The following is a 17,850-nucleotide window of genomic DNA, read 5'->3' on the forward strand; positions in this document are numbered from 1 at the left end:
AGACCTATGGTGTCGATGCTTATTTTCTGCTCATGGGCGAATCTGACAAGGCAAAAGAATTGTTAACTTACTGGCAGACATGGTTAGGTACAGACCGGTCTGGTTTTAACAAAGGAATTGTTGAACTAACCATAACCTTTTGAACGATATGCTCCTGGATGATATCAAAAAGAGAGTAGATAACCGCTCAACCAGTCAGGTTTATGAGATTGAGCAGGCTATTGAAAAGGTTACTGAGCAACAGCAGGAAAGCCCATCCACGGCTAATGAGTTAATGCTGAAAAGTTTACGCTTCCGCAAACAGAAGCTGGAGACGGAGCGTCGGGATTAGCAATCACACTTACAGCTACTCTTACGCATTTTCCTCGCAGGTCCAAGGAAAAAAAGATTGGCTCAAGGAGTGGGAAGCTACCGGCATCATCCGTCGGGAGTGAAGTTTGACCAGGTGAGAAAGGGAAGTTTCATAAACCCAGAGCCGACAATTTTGTTGGATTCATACTGCCTGTTATCTTCACCGAACCGGTGATGAAGGCACGTCTAACTCCTCAAACGTTATGTCGACTGGAAATAAAGTAACCAGCATTCTGTTTAACAAATGCCCACGCTGCCTGCAAGGCGACTTCTTCATTACAAAAGGTGCGTTTAGCCGGGGATTCGACAAGATGCATGATCGTTGCCCGCATTGTAATCTGAATTATATGCCCGAACCCGGTTTTTATTGGGCCTCCATGTTCGTCAGCTACGCCCTTTACACGGTTTATATCCTGCTCACGTTTTTCGTTGTGGTAAACTGGCTGAAAGTCGATCTGACGTATTACCTGATCGGACTGGTTCCTACATTGATCCTGTTGACACCTTACTTCTTCCGGCTGGCGCGACGCACCTGGCTGAATATATTTGTGGCCCCTGACCCGACTAAAATTTAAGTATAGGTTGAGCCACACCGGCTGCTTAAGGCGTTTTCAGCATTGCCTGCAGCGCCGTTACCATCGCCCGGCCGGCCCTTCCCGACGCACCTGGTTCACCCATTTTCTGGCGGACTTCATCGTAACCCGCCAGTTGCGCATTCCGATTGGGGCCTCCTGGTAAAATTGCCTGCAGTTCAGCCGAAACCCGATCCGGTGTGCAGTCGTAAATAAGTTCAGGTACTACCGATCGGTCGGCGATCAGGTTCACCAGCGACAGAAACGGCACCGTCAGAATACGCTTGCCGATTTCATACCACCACCGGGCCGTTTTGTAACACACGACCTGTGGCACCTTGAACAAGCCCGTTTCCAGCGTAGCCGTTCCTGATGTGACAAGAGCTGCCGTAGCCACATGAAGCAGGTCATAGGCCGAATCGCCGACACGTCGTACAGCGGGATAGGCCGCCATAAGGTCATCATATAGTGTTTCCGGCAGATTACTTACCGTACCAACCACAAACTGACAGGCTGGAAACGAACGTGTTGCGGCCAGCATAACAGGAAGCATAGCCGTGATTTCCTGACGACGGCTACCCGGTAGCAGCGCAATAACGGGTGACTGATCCAGACCAAGTTTCTGCCGAAAATCAGGATCGGGATGAAAGTCGGCAAGAGCATCCAGAAGTGGATTCCCAACATACTCGACCTCATAACCGTAGTTGGCGAAAAAAGCCGTTTCGAACGGTAGAATAGTAAACAATCGGTCTACACTCGCCTTGATATTGCGCGCCCGACCGGGATTCCAGGCCCATACTTTAGGAGAGATGTAATAAAAGACCCGGATACCGTGCTTCTTGGCAAAACGAGCCATGCGCAGGTTGAACCCCGCATAGTCGATCAGGATCAATACGTCGGGACGATGGGCGAGCAAATCGGCCTGGCACTCGCGCATGATCCGGCGAATAGTACCCAGATTTTTAGCTACCTCCAGAAACCCCATAAATGCCATCTGGCGATAATGGCGAACCAGTACAGATCCGGCCGCTTCCATCTGCTCGCCACCATAGGCCCGACAATGAGCGTCGGGATCATGCTGATGGATAGCTCGGATTAGGTTGGCGCCGTGCAGGTCTCCGGAACGCTCACCGGCAATGAGGTAGTAGGTCATAGTCCGGTCATTCGCCGAAATAATCGACAAAATTTTTCGGTGTCTCGTAGAGACGAAGCTGATGCAGGTGGGCTTCGGTAACAGGGGCCAGGGCGCGTTCGATGATTTTCCAGATTTCCATGATAAAAATCTCGCAGCTCGCCATTTTACCCTGCATGAAATCTACGTCGAGATTCAGGTTTTTATGATCGACCTTCTCAATGACTTCACGCTTGACGATGTCGCCCAGCAGTTTCAGGTCAATGACGAAGCCGGTGTCGGGATTAGGCTCTCCCTTGACCGTGACGATCAACTCAAAATTATGTCCATGCCAGTTTGCGTTGGCACAGGGACCAAAAACTTCCTTGTTGCGCTCATCGGTCCAAGCCGGATTATAGAGCCTGTGAGCCGCATTGAAATGCTCGATTCTATTGATATATACCATTTCTCTGGTTTAGAATGGCGGTTGCCAGAAACGCCGGTGTCAACATGAAAAGACAAAGGTACAAACTGTTAAGACGGTATAAAAAGTTGTGGTTGAACCTACAACTAACGGCCCTATCTATTCTAAGAATAACACAATTTAATCCCGAAAAACCCTAGTCAATTTGTAGCTTTAAATCCTTTAACTTTACAGCCAATTTCGCCAGGTATAGCTCGCATAGCATCCAAATTATTCAGGAAACACGTTTACGACCACCAGTTTATGATCATTGTCACGGGAGCCGCTGGTTTCATAGGGAGTTGCCTGATTGGGAAACTGAATCAGGAAAACTTCAATTTTATCATTGCTGTCGATGATTTCTCGCATCCAGAGAAAGAAGCGAATCTAGCCGGTAAGCGTATCCAGGAACGGGTAGACCGTGAAGTCTTTTTCGACTGGCTCGATCAGAATAATCAGGAGGTTGAATTCATTTTTCATATTGGTGCCCGGACAGATACCACTGAGTTTGACCGGCATATTTTTGAGCATCTGAACGTCGAATATTCCAAACAGATCTGGAATCGCTGTATCGAATACCAGATTCCGCTTGTCTATGCTTCCTCGGCTGCGACCTATGGACTGGGTGAGTTTGGCTACGACGATAACGAGTCGATCATTCCGCAGCTGAAACCACTCAACCCTTACGGCGACTCCAAAAATGAATTCGATATCTGGGCACTGGAGCAGGAACGCAAGCCGTTCTTCTGGGCGGGTCTGAAGTTCTTCAACGTATATGGGCCTAATGAATACCACAAAGGCCGGATGGCATCGGTGATTTTCCATGCCCACAAACAGATCTGTAATGCGGGCGAAATGAAGCTGTTCCGCTCACACAATCCTGATTTTGCCGATGGCGAGCAGATGCGTGACTTCGTTTACGTGAAAGATGTAGTTGAAGTTTGTTCGTTCCTGATGCACCACCGTCGCCATTCGGGTATCTATAACCTCGGTAGCGGCAAAGCCCGTACCTTCCACGATCTGGCCACGAATACGTTCCACGCCCTGGGTCTCGATCCCACCATCAGCTTCGTCGATACCCCCGCCGACATCCGCGACAAATACCAGTATTTCACCCAGGCTAACATGGCCAAGCTTCGCTCTATCGGCTACGAACGTCCCTTCCATACGCTGGAAGAAGGTATTGCCGATTATGTAGGCAACTACCTCAAAGAGAGTAAGTATTTGTAGGGCGTTGTAGGTAAGCAAGCGACAAAGCCCGATCTACCTTTCTGCTGTTTCGATATCAGTCTGCACCACTAGCCGATCAACCGGTAGTGGTGTTTTGCGTTACCACTTTTTAAAGATGAAAAATACCGCAATCACCAGAAACACAAACCCAACCAGGTGATTCCATGCGAGTTTGTCGGTTTTAAAGATAAAGACGGTGATAAGGGTGAAAACCGTCAGCGAAACGGCCTCCTGAATCGTTTTTAGCTGGAATAGTGAAAACGGGCCACCTGTCTCCTCGGACCCGAGCCGGTTGGCTGGCACCTGAAAGATGTACTCGAAAAATGCCAGTCCCCAGCTCAGCATAATGATACCAAAAATGGAGAGTTTCGCCAGCATGGGAAATTGCTTTAGCTGGAGATGGCCGTACCAGGCCAGGGTCATGAAGACATTCGATAACGTGAGCAGTAAAATGCAATACAGGGCTTTCATGGAACGATACGTGTTGGTTATAATGCCCTCACCGGAACGCCGGGGCGGTCCGGCGAGGGATGTTCCCTACTCCCAAATGACCTCGATAACTTCCTGCTTCAGGTCGATGGTCGTCTGTTTTTCGCCCGTCGCCCGGCGCAGTGTCAGCTGGCCATTGGTGACCTTGGCGGCTTCCTGCTGGATGACGTGGGTTGCGTCTTTCTTGTGAAAGATCGAAGCCGTCGTTTCCGGTGTGGTAACCGGGACAGTGACCGTCTTGCCGGGTGCTTTTACCAACCGGGACGTAGCGGGCATGGGCTGGTTTTTGAGCAACGCAATTGCCCGTGACGCCTGGGGTACGCCATAGCCGACGTAATTATTTCCGTAGGGATAGAGGTGCGATGATTTTTCGATGAGTTCCATAACCTCCTTGTTGGTTAGCTTCGGGTTAGCCTGCATCACACAGGCGGCAAAACCCGTAATCACCGGTGCTGACAGCGACGTACCGTACAGCGAAAAACACGAAACATTGGGTTTCAGATAAGGCAGACTCTCGGGGCCGATGCTGCTATAGCCGATACGGTTCCAGAGTTTGGAATTAGTCGCGCCAATAGCCAGCACACCCTGCGCATCGGCGGGGGTGCTGATGATGCGCCACGAGCGATCTTCGCCTTCATTGCCAGCCGATACAATGACCAGAATCCCCTTTTTGTCTGCGGCAATCTGCGCAGCCCGGCTAATCAGGCTGGTGTGGCCATCCATCTGGCTCGGCGCGTAGTTGTCTTTGGGATTGCTCATGCCCTTGGCATACCCCAGCGAGGTATTGATAAGCCGAACACCCAGGCTATCCATCCACTCCATGGCTGCTACCCAGTTATCTTCTTCGCCCCGGTACTCGCGGTTGCCCTGGTCGGTACGGGCCAGGTAGAACTTGGCATCGGTAGCCAGTCCGTACTGCACATTCTCGCCGGGATCGTTTCCCGCAATGGCCGCCAGCACTTCGGTACCATGGAAATCAGACATGGTCTCGAGCGTTCGGAAGAGTTGCCCGTGGGTCTTCTTGTCGTTCACATAATCCCGTACCTGATTGACACCCTCCCGGGCAAAAATGTGCTTGAGCGCGCTCACCGAGTCGGCACCGAAAAACCCGGCATCGATAACGCCGATGGTTACAAACCGTCCTGTCAGGCCCGCCTTCGCAAAGTCCGGTGCCTGTATCTGGGTCATGACCGGTGCCAGCATCGGGTTGACTTCATCCGACTTGGCGGGGTGCGTAAGCGATGTGATAATGATAGCCGGGTCGATGGTGACGATCGATTTTACGAACGGCAACGTCGATACCTGAGCATACTGCTCTGTCGTCAACCGGGCCGATACGGCATTCAGCCAGCGTGACTGACAAACGGGCTCCACGCCTATCTGCTGCAACTGCTTCAGGTAAGCCCCCGAAACCGGCCGGTCTGTATCATCGACGGACAGGGCCTGCTCATACCGACGGGCCAGCGCGGCAGCGGACAGGGCCGGCGCTGTCGATTGATCCTTCGAATCGAGTAAAATCCAGTACTTGGGCCGGGCCACACCTGGCTGGCTTGTGGTCCGGGCAGCTGGGTCCCCGTTGATAGAGGTCGGCAGGCCAACGCCTGGTCGAGCGTATCCCGACACAAACGTCAGGCAGAGCAGAACAATAAGTCGAACGATCATAGAGGTTAAGAAAACGATTGCAAACGGGCTTCAGTAAAGCCGTCTAAGAAGTTAAACGCAGGAAGACCCAAAAACTCCTGCGCCTTTTGGTTTTCTTTGCAAACTTAATCACGAACGCCCTGTAACAACCCCGCTATGCGCTATTTCCCCATAGACAACCAACTCTTCGTTCAGAACCGGCAGCGGCTCACCGCCCTGCTGAAACCTAAATCGCTGGTTGTTGTCAACGCCAACGACATCATGCCTACCAATGCTGATGGCACCATGGTTTTCCGGCAAAACAACGATCTGTTCTACCTTACCGGCGTCGATCAGGAGGAAACGCGGCTCCTGCTATTTCCTGATCACCCCGACCCAAAATTCCGCGAGGTGCTATTTCTGCGCGAAACCAGCGAACTGATCGAGATCTGGGAAGGGCACAAGCTCACCAAAGCCGAAGTGGAAGAGGTGACCGGTATTGCGCAGAAGCAGGTCTACTGGACCAGTCAGTTTGAGCAGATACTCGGGCAGATGGTTTACGAAGCGGAGTACGTATACCTCAACACCAACGAGCACACCCGCGCCGACGTGGCCGTTCAAACCCGCGACGCCCGCTACATCGATACCTTCCGGCAGCAGTATCCGTTGCACCACCTGGAACGGCTGGCTCCTCTTATGCATCACCTGCGGGCCATTAAGCACCCGCAGGAAATGGCACTGCTGCAAACGGCCATCGACATTACCGACACCATGTTCCGGCGGTTGCTCGGGTTCATTAAGCCGGGTGTTTGGGAGTACGAGATCGAAGCCGAGATGATGCACGAGTTCATCCGGAACCGGTCGCGGGGAGCCGCCTATACCCCCATTATCGCATCGGGAGCCAATGCCTGCGTCTTGCATTACATCGACAACAGCGCCCAATGCCAGGCCGGTGATGTGATTCTGCTCGACATCGGGGCCGAGTACGCCAATTACAACGCCGACATGACCCGGTCGGTACCGGTGAGCGGGCGATTCACCGATCGGCAGCGGGCCGTTTACGAAGCCGTCCTGCGTGTTATGAACGAGGCCAAACAAATGCTGCGTCCCGGTAACCTCTGGGACGAGTACCACCGCGAAGTGGGTAAGGTAATGGAGTCGGAGCTGATCGGCCTGGGCCTGCTGGATCGCACGGCCGTAGCCAACCAAAACCCCGATGCACCCTTGTACAAGAAATACTTCATGCACGGAACGTCTCACTTTCTGGGTCTCGACGTTCACGATGTGGGGAACAAATACCGAAAAATGGAACCGGGTATGGTGTTTACAGTCGAGCCCGGCATTTACATCCGCGAGGAAAATCTCGGCATACGGCTGGAAAACAATGTTGTCATCACCGAATCCGGCAACACCGACCTGATGGCCAATATCCCCGTCGAAGCCGACGCCATCGAAGAATTAATGAATTCAAAGCAGTGATTCGTGCCCATTTCCACCCGTGCCGTAGGTACCCAACAGCGCAGTCGGTAGGCCGGGTGCATATTCCCGCCCGCCCCGTAGGGGCATAACAGCGCAGCGTCGGTAGAGCGTCGGTAGAAAAGGCATATATTCCCACCCGTGCCGTAGGTACGGCACAGCGCAGCGTCGGTAGCAACGGTAGCATGTTTTTGACGATCATTCTACCATGTCGTAGGTCCGGCACAGATTGTTCCGTACCTACGGCACGGCAACCGGATGAAATCGTTGCGTTCGTTGCTACCGACGCTGCGCTGTTACGCCCCTACGGGGCACGGGCGGAAATATGCACACGATTCATCGTTGCTACCGACTCTACGCTGTTTCGTACCTACGGCACGGGCGGGGATGGACACGATTTACCGTTGCTACCGACGCTGCGCTGTTGAGCCCCTATGGGGCTTTGCGTTTGAATACAAACCATATTTTCTGATTAATACACCTCATCAACGTTATGAACAATCTGTTTTTTCGCTATCTCTTTCTGCTGACGGTAACTCTCCTCCCTATCCTTTCACCCGCTCAGGACTTTGCCAAAGGGGCCGACATTAGCTGGCTACCCCAAATGGAAGCCACGGGTTACACCTTTTACAGTGACAAGGGCGTGAAGCAGGACTGCTTTCAGATCCTTAAAGATCATGGTATCAACACCATCCGGCTGCGGACCTGGGTGAACCCATCCAGCGATAAAGCCAGCGGCCATTGCAGCAAAGAGGAAACGGTGGCCATGGCCATTCGCGCCAGGAAATGGGGGATGCGGGTCATGATCGATTTTCATTACAGCGATACCTGGGCCGATCCGGGAAAGCAGAAAAAGCCAGCCGCCTGGGAAGGGCATACCTTCCCGCAGTTACTGACCGACGTCCATGACTATACCGCCGACGTCATGACGGCACTCAAAACGGCCGGCATCACCCCCGAATGGGTACAGATTGGCAACGAAACGGCGAGCGGCATGATTTATCCTGAAGGCAGTACGTCGAACTGGTCCGGCCTGGCTCAACTGATCAACAAAGGCTATGAAGCCATCAAGTCCGTAAGCCCAAACTCGAAGGTGATTTTGCACGTAGACTAGGGCAACAACAAAGCACGATTCAGAGCCTGGTTCGATAGCGCCCGGGTTCACCAGGCCAGGTACGATGTGATCGGCCTCTCGTACTATCCCTACTGGCTTGAAGGAAACCCCGATTATACACTGTCGATCGCTGACTTAGGCCAGAATATGAAGGATATGGCCGCCCGATATGGCAAAGAGGTTATGGTTGTTGAAGTGGGCGGAGAAGACACAAAAGTTCAGAACACCTACGATATGCTGGTCGCCGTTCAGAAACAGGTAAAGGCCGTTCCTGACAGAAAAGGCCTAGGCGTAATCTATTGGGAGCCTCAGGGTGCCCGAAGCTGGAGCAAATACGGGCTTAGTGCCTGGGGGGCCGACGGTAAGCCGACCAAAGCACTGGATGCTTTTTTAATCAAATGAATACCATAAAGCTCACCTGCATTGTACAGGGTAGCCAATAAGTATATAGTTGTTAACAGGCACGCACAATTCCTCCCCGGAATGCGTTCCATATCCAAAAAGCAGACTAGCTAGGGTTTATCCTAAATTTTTAACGGGTAGGGTTTACACTACTAATTCAGTTGTATTCTAATCCTAATTTTGCTAAGTAAAATTCTATTTTACAGGTATGTATTGGTGTAAGAGAGAGACAGAGGAGTTAGAAAACCAATTGGTTGACGTATGATACGGGTCCTGATTGCCGACGACCACAACGTGTTCGTTGAGGGTATTGCATCACTTATTTCAGGAGCTGATGATATAGCAGTAGTTGAACGGTGTTACAACGTCGATTCTGTCAAACAAAAGCTGGCCCTGAACCATGTCGATGTGGTGTTGCTGGACATCTCGTTCCCAAGAGTAGAAGATGGACTCGAACTATGTGAACAGATCCATCAGCAACACCCCGATACGAAGATCGTTGCGTTGACCATGCACGACGATGCCAGTCTGGTCAAACGAATGGTTAAGAAAGGAGCCAACGGTTACCTGCTTAAAAACACGACAAAAGTTGAGTTGCTACAGGCTATTCAAACGGTATACCAGGGGAAACAGTACTTCAACGATACGATCTTGCAGTTACTGCTGACCGAGGGTCCGAAAAGCCGGAAAACATCGATCGGGATGGGCGTCAGACCTACGCTGACACCCCGCGAAACGGAAGTGCTCGGGCTGATTGCCGAAGGGTTGACGACACAGCAAATGGCAAACCAGTTGTTTGTCAGCAGCAAAGCCGTCGAGTTTCACCGCAGCAGTCTGCTCATGAAGTTTGGGGTGTCCAATACCGCCCTTCTTATCAAAACGGCAATGGAATTACAGTGTATCAATTAGGGTGACTACCATGTTTACTACTGGCTTACTGCTGCGAAAATACGCCTGGCTTGGCTGCCTCCTGCTACTGGCTGGCGGCTGGCTTCAGCCCGGGCAGGCGTATGGGCAATCGGCGAGTATCGACAGTCTGCGAAATCGAATCAAACCGCTCCTGCAGGCAAAACAATACGGTGCTGCGGCCGATGTATACGTTCGGTTAGGGGGTATGTACCAGACATTATACGGCTATAATAAACACTCGATCGGGTGTTATTTCAACAGCCTGAACTATGCGCAGAGGGCGGGCGATTCGACAGCGTATTACAACACGCACCTGATCATCGGCGATTACTATTCGCAGGACCCGTTCCTGCAATCCAACGCCGAGCAGCACCTGAACAAAGCCCTTACGTATTTTGCCCGAATCCAGAATATGGCCAAAGTGATCGAGTGTCGTCTCGCTATTGCCAACATGCGGCAACGGCGGGAGCCTATGGCCAAAAACCTGATCACCGAGCTACGGAAAACCGAGCAAATGTGTAGCCAGTACCACGAAACCTATTTTCAGGCGTATGCGCTCAACTTACTGGCCACGACGTATTTACGATCGAAACGACCTGATTCAGCCCAGTATTTTGCCAACCGGAGCCTGACGATGGCAACGAAACTCGATACCAAATGGCTCATTGCCCTGAACCACTTCTACCTCGGGATCGTCGATCAGTTTCGGGACCGCTCGCAGGAAGCGATCGCGTCATATAAAAAGAGCTATGAGATCGCTGAATCCCAGAAGAACATCACCATGATGCAGGAATTGTCGAAGCACACCGCCGACAGCTATTCCCGCCTGGGTAACTACCAGCAGGCTTACGTGTTCGCGCTGAAAGCCATGGATTTCACGAACCAGTTTTACAATTCGGAACAGACAAAGAGCATCCGGCTCCACGAGCTGAACAACCGGATCAGCACACTGGCGGTTAAAAAGAAACTAATTGAAGAGCAAAACCGCCACCAGCATACCCTGAACATGGTATTGATTGCGGTACTGATCATCAGCGTATTTGGCGTTATCGCCCTGTTTTTGCTGCGGGGTCAGCAGAAGCTCATCACCCACCAGCAAACGGTCATTGCTCAACAACAGATCAAGGAACTGGAATTGAAATCACTCCGTGCCATGATTGAAGGGCAGGAAGGCGAACGAAGCCGGATTGCCCGTGATCTGCACGATGGCCTGGGCATTCAATTGTCGCGCATCAAACTATTCGTCGAGGCACACCAGGAACTGCTGCCCTTATCGGTTAAAGATCCGCTGAACCAGTTTCTGGATGATGCCTGCGTTGAAACCCGGCTTATTTCCAACGACCTCCGCCCCTACGCGCTCTCTATGTTCGGGTTGATTCCGGCACTGGAAGACCTGGTTCAGAAACTGAATCTGGTCAATGAAACCCGCCTGTTTCTGGAGCATTACGGGCAATTGCCCGTGCTGGGCGACGAGGCATCGGTCATGATCTACCGGGTCATTCAGGAATTACTTAACAACGCACTGAAACACGCCCATGCCCGCTTCATTACCGTTCAGGTCATGACCGACGAAGAACGAGCACTGATCAGCGTGGAGGACGATGGCCTGGGGGGCGACTTTGAGAACACGTTTCATAGTGGCAACGGTATCATCAATGTTAAAACGCGTATTGCGTATCTGGGCGGACAGGTTATCTGGCAGAGCAGACCCGAAAAAGGAACCTCTGTTCTTATCTCCCTCCCCATGCAGCGGTTAACAAAAGGCGACACACCCCCTGTGTATGCCGATCCCGCGCCCGCCCATGAACCGCTGGCTGTATCAACCGCCTGACAATCAACCTGCCTAAGCATTGCCGAATTACATTGAACCAGACCGCGTAGAGCGCCTGGCAGAGACGCTGGTGTCTAAAAAGCCGAAATCGCTAAAAAAAACGATCCATTACCGACCAAACATACCCGTAAACCTGCCATCAAGTGGCTACCCGCCTGGAGGGAAAGACACTACCGGCTGTTGGCCATCGGGACTCACTGTTGACTTTTCTATTGACCAAATCGAATACTTTACTTTTCTACACGTATGCTTAAACATATGCTCTCGGGGTTCTTTATTGTGAGCAATTTGTCTGTCGCTTCGGCCACAGACAAAAGCCCGGACCGGGTCCCGACCAACCGAAATGAAGTTGTTTCGGCCCTCTATCTCGACAGACTGGCCGCAGAGAACCGGCTATCTGATGTTAAAGCCCTGATTCGGGGGATCGTTTCCGACGAACGGGGTGGTGCGCTGCCGGGCGCAACGGTCTCCGTTAAGGGAACCCAGGTTGGTACCACAACGGATGCCGACGGTAAGTTTACCCTGAACGTTCCGGCGGGTGCGCAGACGCTGGTTGTCTCCTACATCGGCATGACCACCCAGGAAGTGGCGATCGGGAGCCGCCAGTCGTTCGATATCAAGCTCAAAGCCGCTGATAACGTCCTGAATGACGTCGTCGTTATCGGCTATGGTACCCAGCGTCGGCAGGATGTCAATGGCGCTATTTCAAGCGTCCGGTCAGAAGACATCGCCAACATTCCCCAGCCTAGCGTCGACCAGCTGCTCCAGGGCCGGGCGGCCGGTCTGACAGTAACCCAGAATTCCGGCCAGCCGGGTAGTTCGACATCGGTGCGGATTCGGGGGGTAACCTCACTTACGGGTAGCAGCGAACCGCTGTACGTGATCGACGGCGTACCCATTTCCGGCGACGCCAACAACCAGAGCACGAGCGGCCGGTCGCCGTTGCAGAACTTTAATGGCAGCGGCCAGAGCGGTGTCAGTCCCTTGTCGCTGATCAACCCGAACGACATCGAATCGATCGACGTACTGAAAGATGCATCGGCAACGGCTATCTACGGTAACCGGGCGGCCAACGGCGTTATCATCATCACGACCAAGCGGGGCAAGAACGGAAGTGCGCGCATCGCTTACGACGGGTATGTTGGTATTCAGTCGCCGTCCAAATACCTGAGTCTGATGAAGCTGCAGCAGTATGCCAAACTACAGAACGACCTTGCCGATGTGTATGGCACCCAGCGCCGGGCGGAGTTTTCGGACCCCAGCCTGTTGCCCGAAGGTACTGACTGGCAGCGCGAAGTATTCAAGTCGGCGGTGATGCAGAACCACCAGGTGTCTATATCGGGCGGCAAGGAAGGCATCAACTATTACGTATCGGGCGGTTACCTGAAACAGGACGGTATCGTCATTGGCTCGGGCTTCAACCGGTATACGTTCCGAACCAACGTAGACGGCCAGGTGAAACCCTGGTTCAAGATGGGCGTCAGCCTGACCGGCAGCAGCTCGGTCGACAACGTAACCCTGAACGACAACGTCAACGGCATCATCTACCTGGCCATGCTCCAGTCGCCGGATGTAGCGGTACGCAACCCCGATGGATCGTTTGCCGGACCGCCGAACGATCCGAACGCCACGGCGGGTGTGATCAACCCCGTTGCGCAGGCACTGAGCATTACTAACCGGCTAAACCGGACGGGTCTGAACGGCAACCTCTACGCCGACATCAAGTTCTCGAACTCGCTGTCGTTCCGTACCGAGCTGGGCGGTGATTTTGGCTACTCCGACAATACCTATTTCGTACCGACCTATTCGTTCGGCCGCTTCGTGAACACCACGGCTACGCTGAACCAGCGGTGGCAGAAGAACACGTTCAACATCCTGAAGAACTACTTTACCTACACCCACACCTTCGGGGGCGATCATAACATAACTGGTCTGCTGGGTCATGAGGTGCAGCAATCCCGCTGGAATGGCATCGAAGGCTACCGCGCCGGTTTCTACAGCAACGATATCAAGTCGCTCAATCTCGGTGAAGCCGCTACGGCAACCAACAACGAGTTCAAGGGAAGTCAGTCGCTGGAATCGGTCTACGCCCGCGCTATTTATGCCTTCAAAGACCGCTACAGCCTGACGGCTACGATCCGGGGCGACCGCTCATCGAAGTTCGCACAAGGACGGCAGGTGGGTTATTTTCCTTCCTTCGCGGCCTCGTGGCGGATCATCGAAGAACCGTTCATGGCCGGCGTCAAAAAAGTAGCCGACGATGTACGCATCCGGGTGGGTTACGGTTCGGTGGGCAACCAGCAGATTGCCAACTACCTCTACGGTTCGTCGCTGTCACCAACGTCAACCGGTCTGGGAACGGGCTTCCTGACTGACCGGATTGCCAACCCGGACCTGAAGTGGGAAAGCAATACGCAGGTAAACGTGGGAGTCGATCTGGCCTTCCTCGGCAGCCGGTTCAACGCTACCATCGACGTCTATAACAAACTGTCGAAAAACTTCCTCTACCAGTTGCCGTTGCCTGCTTACCTGATTGGCGACTTCAACTACCTGGGCGGTATTGCCTCGCCGTACGTTAACCTGGGCCAGATGCAAAACCGGGGTATCGACCTGACGCTGACCTCGAAGAACATCACAAAAGGCGATTTCCGCTGGAATACGACCCTTATTTTCTCGCAGTACAAAAACAGCGTGAAAGAGCTGTCGGAGAACTTCACCGAGATCATCAACAGCGTGTACAGCGGCTTCCTGAACGTGCCGGTAACCCGGACGGTAGTGGGCCAGCCTATCGGGCAGTTCTACGGCTATAAAGTGAAAGGGCTCTTCCAGAATGCCGAGCAGCTCTCGACGGCTCCCGTTCAGTTCAACCGGCCCGTGCAGAATTCCAGCGCGGGTACCTGGCTGGGCGACGTGCAGTATGAAGACGTGAACGGCGATGGCGTTGTCAACGAACAGGACCGCACCATCATCGGCAACCCGAACCCCAAGTTCACGTTCGGCCTGACCAACACATTCTCCTACAAATCATTCGATGTAAGCCTGTTCCTGCAGGGATCGTACGGGGCCAAAATCCTGAACCTGACGCGCCGGACCGTTGGTGGCCTGTCGAACCTGTACAACAACCAGTTCACGTCGGCGGGTAACTACTGGACGCCGGCCAACACCAATACAGACGTGCCTGCTCCTAAGAGCGGTATCGACAATCCCAATCTGTTCATCTCAGACCGGTTTGTCGAAGACGGTTCCTACGCCCGGATTCAGAACCTGAACATCGGCTATAACGTACCAACCGCGGTCGTTCGCCGGGTTAAACTGAACCGCCTGAAAGTGTATGCCAGCGTGCAGAACCTGTACACGTTCACCAGCTACTCGGGCTACGATCCCGAGGTGGGCGCGTTCAACCAGAACTCGCTGCAAATGAACGTAGAGAACGGCCGCTATCCGCTGCCACGCACCTACACCTTCGGTATCAATGCTGAATTTTAATTTCGTTGCTCACACATGAAATCGACACCCAATAAATACCTCCTTGTCCTGCTCACGGCCGTTGGCGTCACCGTCTCCGGCTGCAAGGACTCCTTCTTCGACCGGGCGCCTGAGGATGCGCTCACGCTGGATAGCTACTACCAGACGGCCGAACAGGTGAAAGCCAGTACCAATGCGCTTTATAATGTCCCCTGGTTTAACTTCAACAACAAAGCCTTCTGGGCCATTACGGAGCTGTCGGGCGGTAACGCACGGACCTACTCGGGCGACGTTGTCAACTTCAGCAACTTCTCCGTAACAGCCGACAACAACGAGCTGACCAACGGCTGGAAATCGCTGTTCTCGGTGGTGGCGCAGGCCAACGCCATTATCAACAACATGCCCGCCAAGGTGCCGGCATCGGTCGATCCGACGGTGGTGAACAACGCCCTTGGCGAGGCCCGGCTAATGCGCGCCATGGCTTATTTCTACCTGGTCCGGCTGTGGGGCAACGTCCCTATTATCGAGAATACGCTGGACTTCGTCTATTCGCCCAAGATCAACACGAACCCGGTCGAAGACGTGTACACGTTCATTATTCAGGACCTGGAATTTGCGGAAGCCAACTGCACGAAGAAGATCCGGACGGGCACATCGGTCGAGAACGGTCACGTGTCCAGCGGCTCGGCCTCGGCCATGCTGGCCAAGGTGCACCTGTACAGACAGGACTATGCCCAGGCACGCACCTACGCGGAGAAAGTCATCAACAGCGGTGAGTTCAAACTGTACGGTACGCAGGTGGCCGGGCGGACATTTACCGACCTGTTCAGAACGGCCAACAACAACAATGAAGAGTCGATCATCGCCCTGCAATGGGTGGGTGGCGGACAATATGGCCGGGGCAATTCCATGCAGGCATCGTTTGCTATCAGCTCGCAGATCACCGGTACCGGCGATGGGTATGGCGTAGTCGGGCCCACGATCGACCTGCAGGCCGACTTTGCCAAAGAGCCGGGCGATGTTCGGCGGAAAGCAACCATCATGCTGGCGGGCGACGTCTACCCGGAGCTGAACTCAGCCGGTGGCGGTTACACGGTTCCGGCCGATGTGAACGCGCAGAACACGAAAGCAGGGATCAAGAAGTATGTAGTAGGAAGCCGGGCTGATAACGGTGGTTTGGGAGCCGCGCAGTCGGCGGGCAATAACACCTACCTGATGCGCTATGCAGAAGTGCTGCTTATCGAGGCTGAAGCCGTATTGGCCGGGGCCGCCAGCACCAGCGTACCAGCCGCCATAACGGCCTACAACCAGGTGCGGGCCCGCGCGGGTCTGTCGCCCAAAGCATCCATCACACAGGCCGATATCCTGCGCGAACGGCGGCTGGAACTGGCCATCGAAGGCGACTACTGGTTCGACCTGGGCCGAATCGATGGCTTCAACGCCACCACGCACCCCCGAGCCATCGCTATCATCAGCCAGCAGGAGCGCGGCACCTACAGCAACGACAAAACTGAGATCTATTCGGAGCGGTATACCCCTACCAACGACCGGTTCCGGTTCCCGTATCCGTCAACCGAAACGGCGATCAACCCGTTGCTGACGCAGGCACCCGTTCCATACACGTTTAAATAACCAACGTTCAGATGAAAGCCATCATAAAACAATTCGTCAGCCTGTGCGGCCTGCTGGCCGTCGTCGGTAGTTTCAGCGCCTGTCAGGACAAGGACGAGGTCGTACCCGCGCCGGTTATCAGCCGCGTTCGTACGATCAGTAGAGATTCGATCTCTACCTTTCAAACGCCCTACAACCTCGACTCTACCTACACGGCCACCCGCACCACGCCCGTTGCGTTCGATTCGACGACGGCGCTCGGCAAACCCGGCACCCTGTATGCGATCATCGGCCAGAATTTACAGACGGTAACGGCTGTTTATTTTAACGATGTCAACGCCTATTTCAACCCGGCACTAGTTACCAACACGTCTATCGTACTTACCATCCCACAAACGACCCCCTTTGCTGGCAGCAACAAGCTAAAGGTGGTTACTCAGGGTGGTACCGTCGAGTACGACTTCGCCATTCAGCAACCGGCACCGGTCATTACCCGAGTCGACCAACTGGCGGGGGTTGCCGGTGATGTCATTACCATCACCGGAACCACCTTCGATAATGTCAGCGCGGTACGTTTTGGGACAGCAGTGGCCACGATCACCGAAAAGACAGCCACCCAGTTGAAGGTGACAGTGCCCGCATCTGTTTCGACGGCGGCTATTTCGGTGACGACACCGGGCGGTACAGTGGCCTATGGCATTCCATTTGGTTTCCGGCTTCCAATCTTCACCGATGCGCTGGCTACAGGCTGGTCGCCGGGTGGCTGGAATGGCGCATCGGAAGTACCATCGAAAGGGGCAGCCAAACGGGGTACTCAGTCGCTCAAATACGAGTACACGGGCGGTTATGGTGGGTTCCAGCTTAGCAACGGTGGCCCCGCCATTGCGCTGGCTGGCGCTACCGGCCTCAAGTTCTCTATTTATGGCGGCAGCGGCACCGAAGGAAAGATCGTCAAGCTGGTACTGAACGGTAACTACGACGCCGGGCGGCAGATTGTGCTGCATGCCGGAACCTGGACCGATTATGCCGTTCCGTTCACATCACTGGGCGCTACCGGCAGCCTGGCCGACATTACCATTCAGGAGTTCAGCGGTAATGTACCGACGGTTATTTACGTAGACGACCTCGGGTTGTATTAAACGTAGTCGAACAGCCTGCTTTATACCTTTGTCTTCGATGACAGACGTATGGAGCAGGCTGTCTTTT

14 protein-coding genes and 1 pseudogene are annotated in these 17,850 nt (G+C 53.6%); 10 read left to right on the forward strand and 5 right to left on the reverse strand.

Translation table 11 applies throughout. From position 1 onward, the window contains the following. The first annotated feature begins 139 nt into the window (after positions 1 to 139). Both FH603_RS01565 and FH603_RS01570 read left to right on the forward strand, forming a co-directional pair. On the forward strand, positions 140 to 331 hold the full coding sequence (locus FH603_RS01565) for a hypothetical protein (RefSeq protein ID WP_186735374.1): 192 nt from the start codon (positions 140 to 142) through the stop codon (positions 329 to 331). Between the two features lie 223 nt (positions 332 to 554). Next, positions 555 to 926, forward strand: coding sequence for a DUF983 domain-containing protein (locus FH603_RS01570; RefSeq protein ID WP_186735377.1), 372 nt, complete (start codon positions 555 to 557; stop codon positions 924 to 926). A 25-nt stretch (positions 927 to 951) separates the two neighbouring features. Here FH603_RS01570 and lpxB read toward each other — a convergent pair whose 3' ends face one another. Continuing rightward, complete coding sequence (gene lpxB / locus FH603_RS01575) at positions 952 to 2,076, reverse strand: lipid-A-disaccharide synthase (RefSeq protein ID WP_186735379.1); 1,125 nt, start codon at positions 2,074 to 2,076, stop codon at positions 952 to 954. A 7-nt stretch (positions 2,077 to 2,083) separates the two neighbouring features. After that, a complete protein-coding gene (locus FH603_RS01580) occupies positions 2,084 to 2,500 on the reverse strand; it encodes a 6-pyruvoyl trahydropterin synthase family protein (RefSeq protein WP_186735381.1) in 417 nt (138 codons plus the stop codon). A 261-nt stretch (positions 2,501 to 2,761) separates the two neighbouring features. On the opposite strand from FH603_RS01580, the gene rfaD reads away from it, so the two are divergent. Continuing rightward, positions 2,762 to 3,727: an ADP-glyceromanno-heptose 6-epimerase gene (gene rfaD, locus FH603_RS01585; protein WP_186735383.1), complete on the forward strand. Its 966-nt coding sequence runs from the start codon at positions 2,762 to 2,764 to the stop codon at positions 3,725 to 3,727. Between the two features lie 99 nt (positions 3,728 to 3,826). On the opposite strand, the gene FH603_RS01590 is transcribed toward rfaD, so the two are convergent. Next, positions 3,827 to 4,198 (reverse strand): DMT family protein, encoded by a 372-nt coding sequence (locus tag FH603_RS01590; RefSeq protein WP_186735385.1) that lies wholly within the window; start codon positions 4,196 to 4,198, stop codon positions 3,827 to 3,829. A gap of 66 nt (positions 4,199 to 4,264) precedes the next feature. After that, positions 4,265 to 5,878 (reverse strand): S8 family serine peptidase, encoded by a 1,614-nt coding sequence (locus tag FH603_RS01595; RefSeq protein WP_186735387.1) that lies wholly within the window; start codon positions 5,876 to 5,878, stop codon positions 4,265 to 4,267. A 135-nt stretch (positions 5,879 to 6,013) separates the two neighbouring features. Here FH603_RS01595 and FH603_RS01600 point away from each other — a divergent pair, with 135 nt between their 5' ends. Beyond that, positions 6,014 to 7,315, forward strand: a complete 1,302-nt coding sequence (locus tag FH603_RS01600) for an aminopeptidase P N-terminal domain-containing protein (RefSeq protein WP_186735390.1) — start codon at positions 6,014 to 6,016, stop codon at positions 7,313 to 7,315. Here FH603_RS01600 and FH603_RS01605 read toward each other — a convergent pair. Continuing rightward, positions 7,304 to 7,441 carry a hypothetical protein gene (locus FH603_RS01605; RefSeq protein WP_186735392.1) on the reverse strand — a complete coding sequence of 46 codons (138 nt, stop codon included), beginning with the start codon at positions 7,439 to 7,441 and terminating at the stop codon, positions 7,304 to 7,306. The two genes, FH603_RS01600 and FH603_RS01605, sit on opposite strands and share 12 nt — an antisense overlap. A 364-nt stretch (positions 7,442 to 7,805) precedes the next feature. Between FH603_RS01605 and FH603_RS01610 the strand changes: the two are divergent. From FH603_RS01610 to FH603_RS01635, 6 genes and pseudogenes are all read left to right on the forward strand, one after another. Further along, a pseudogene (locus FH603_RS01610) lies at positions 7,806 to 8,828 on the forward strand (glycoside hydrolase family 53 protein). A gap of 261 nt (positions 8,829 to 9,089) precedes the next feature. Continuing rightward, on the forward strand, positions 9,090 to 9,737 hold the full coding sequence (locus tag FH603_RS01615) for a response regulator (RefSeq protein WP_186735394.1): 648 nt from the start codon (positions 9,090 to 9,092) through the stop codon (positions 9,735 to 9,737). A gap of 10 nt (positions 9,738 to 9,747) precedes the next feature. Next, positions 9,748 to 11,568, forward strand: a complete 1,821-nt coding sequence (locus FH603_RS01620; protein WP_186735396.1) for an ATP-binding protein — start codon at positions 9,748 to 9,750, stop codon at positions 11,566 to 11,568. A 246-nt stretch (positions 11,569 to 11,814) separates the two neighbouring features. Then, complete coding sequence (locus FH603_RS01625) at positions 11,815 to 15,054, forward strand: SusC/RagA family TonB-linked outer membrane protein (RefSeq protein ID WP_186735398.1); 3,240 nt, start codon at positions 11,815 to 11,817, stop codon at positions 15,052 to 15,054. A 15-nt stretch (positions 15,055 to 15,069) separates the two neighbouring features. After that, positions 15,070 to 16,665, forward strand: coding sequence for a RagB/SusD family nutrient uptake outer membrane protein (locus tag FH603_RS01630; protein ID WP_186735400.1), 1,596 nt, complete (start codon positions 15,070 to 15,072; stop codon positions 16,663 to 16,665). A gap of 11 nt (positions 16,666 to 16,676) precedes the next feature. Then, positions 16,677 to 17,783, forward strand: a complete 1,107-nt coding sequence (locus tag FH603_RS01635) for an IPT/TIG domain-containing protein (RefSeq protein WP_186735402.1) — start codon at positions 16,677 to 16,679, stop codon at positions 17,781 to 17,783. Positions 17,784 to 17,850 lie beyond the last annotated feature (67 nt).

It is taken from the genome of Spirosoma utsteinense (assembly GCF_014282275.1).
GTDB classification, from domain to species: Bacteria; Bacteroidota; Bacteroidia; order Cytophagales; family Spirosomataceae; genus Spirosoma; species Spirosoma utsteinense.

Coding starts and splice junctions, on each gene's coding strand:
- lpxB (WP_186735379.1), bottom strand. CDS start 2,076: ATGACCTACTACCTCATTGCCGGTGAGCGTTCCGGAGACCTGCACGGC.
- FH603_RS01570 (WP_186735377.1), top strand. CDS start 555: ATGTCGACTGGAAATAAAGTAACCAGCATTCTGTTTAACAAATGCCCA.
- rfaD (WP_186735383.1), top strand. CDS start 2,762: ATGATCATTGTCACGGGAGCCGCTGGTTTCATAGGGAGTTGCCTGATT.
- FH603_RS01605 (WP_186735392.1), bottom strand. CDS start 7,441: ATGCCTTTTCTACCGACGCTCTACCGACGCTGCGCTGTTATGCCCCTA.
- FH603_RS01620 (WP_186735396.1), top strand. CDS start 9,748: ATGTTTACTACTGGCTTACTGCTGCGAAAATACGCCTGGCTTGGCTGC.
- FH603_RS01580 (WP_186735381.1), bottom strand. CDS start 2,500: ATGGTATATATCAATAGAATCGAGCATTTCAATGCGGCTCACAGGCTC.
- FH603_RS01630 (WP_186735400.1), top strand. CDS start 15,070: ATGAAATCGACACCCAATAAATACCTCCTTGTCCTGCTCACGGCCGTT.
- FH603_RS01590 (WP_186735385.1), bottom strand. CDS start 4,198: ATGAAAGCCCTGTATTGCATTTTACTGCTCACGTTATCGAATGTCTTC.
- FH603_RS01635 (WP_186735402.1), top strand. CDS start 16,677: ATGAAAGCCATCATAAAACAATTCGTCAGCCTGTGCGGCCTGCTGGCC.
- FH603_RS01615 (WP_186735394.1), top strand. CDS start 9,090: ATGATACGGGTCCTGATTGCCGACGACCACAACGTGTTCGTTGAGGGT.
- FH603_RS01595 (WP_186735387.1), bottom strand. CDS start 5,878: ATGATCGTTCGACTTATTGTTCTGCTCTGCCTGACGTTTGTGTCGGGA.
- FH603_RS01600 (WP_186735390.1), top strand. CDS start 6,014: ATGCGCTATTTCCCCATAGACAACCAACTCTTCGTTCAGAACCGGCAG.
- FH603_RS01625 (WP_186735398.1), top strand. CDS start 11,815: ATGCTTAAACATATGCTCTCGGGGTTCTTTATTGTGAGCAATTTGTCT.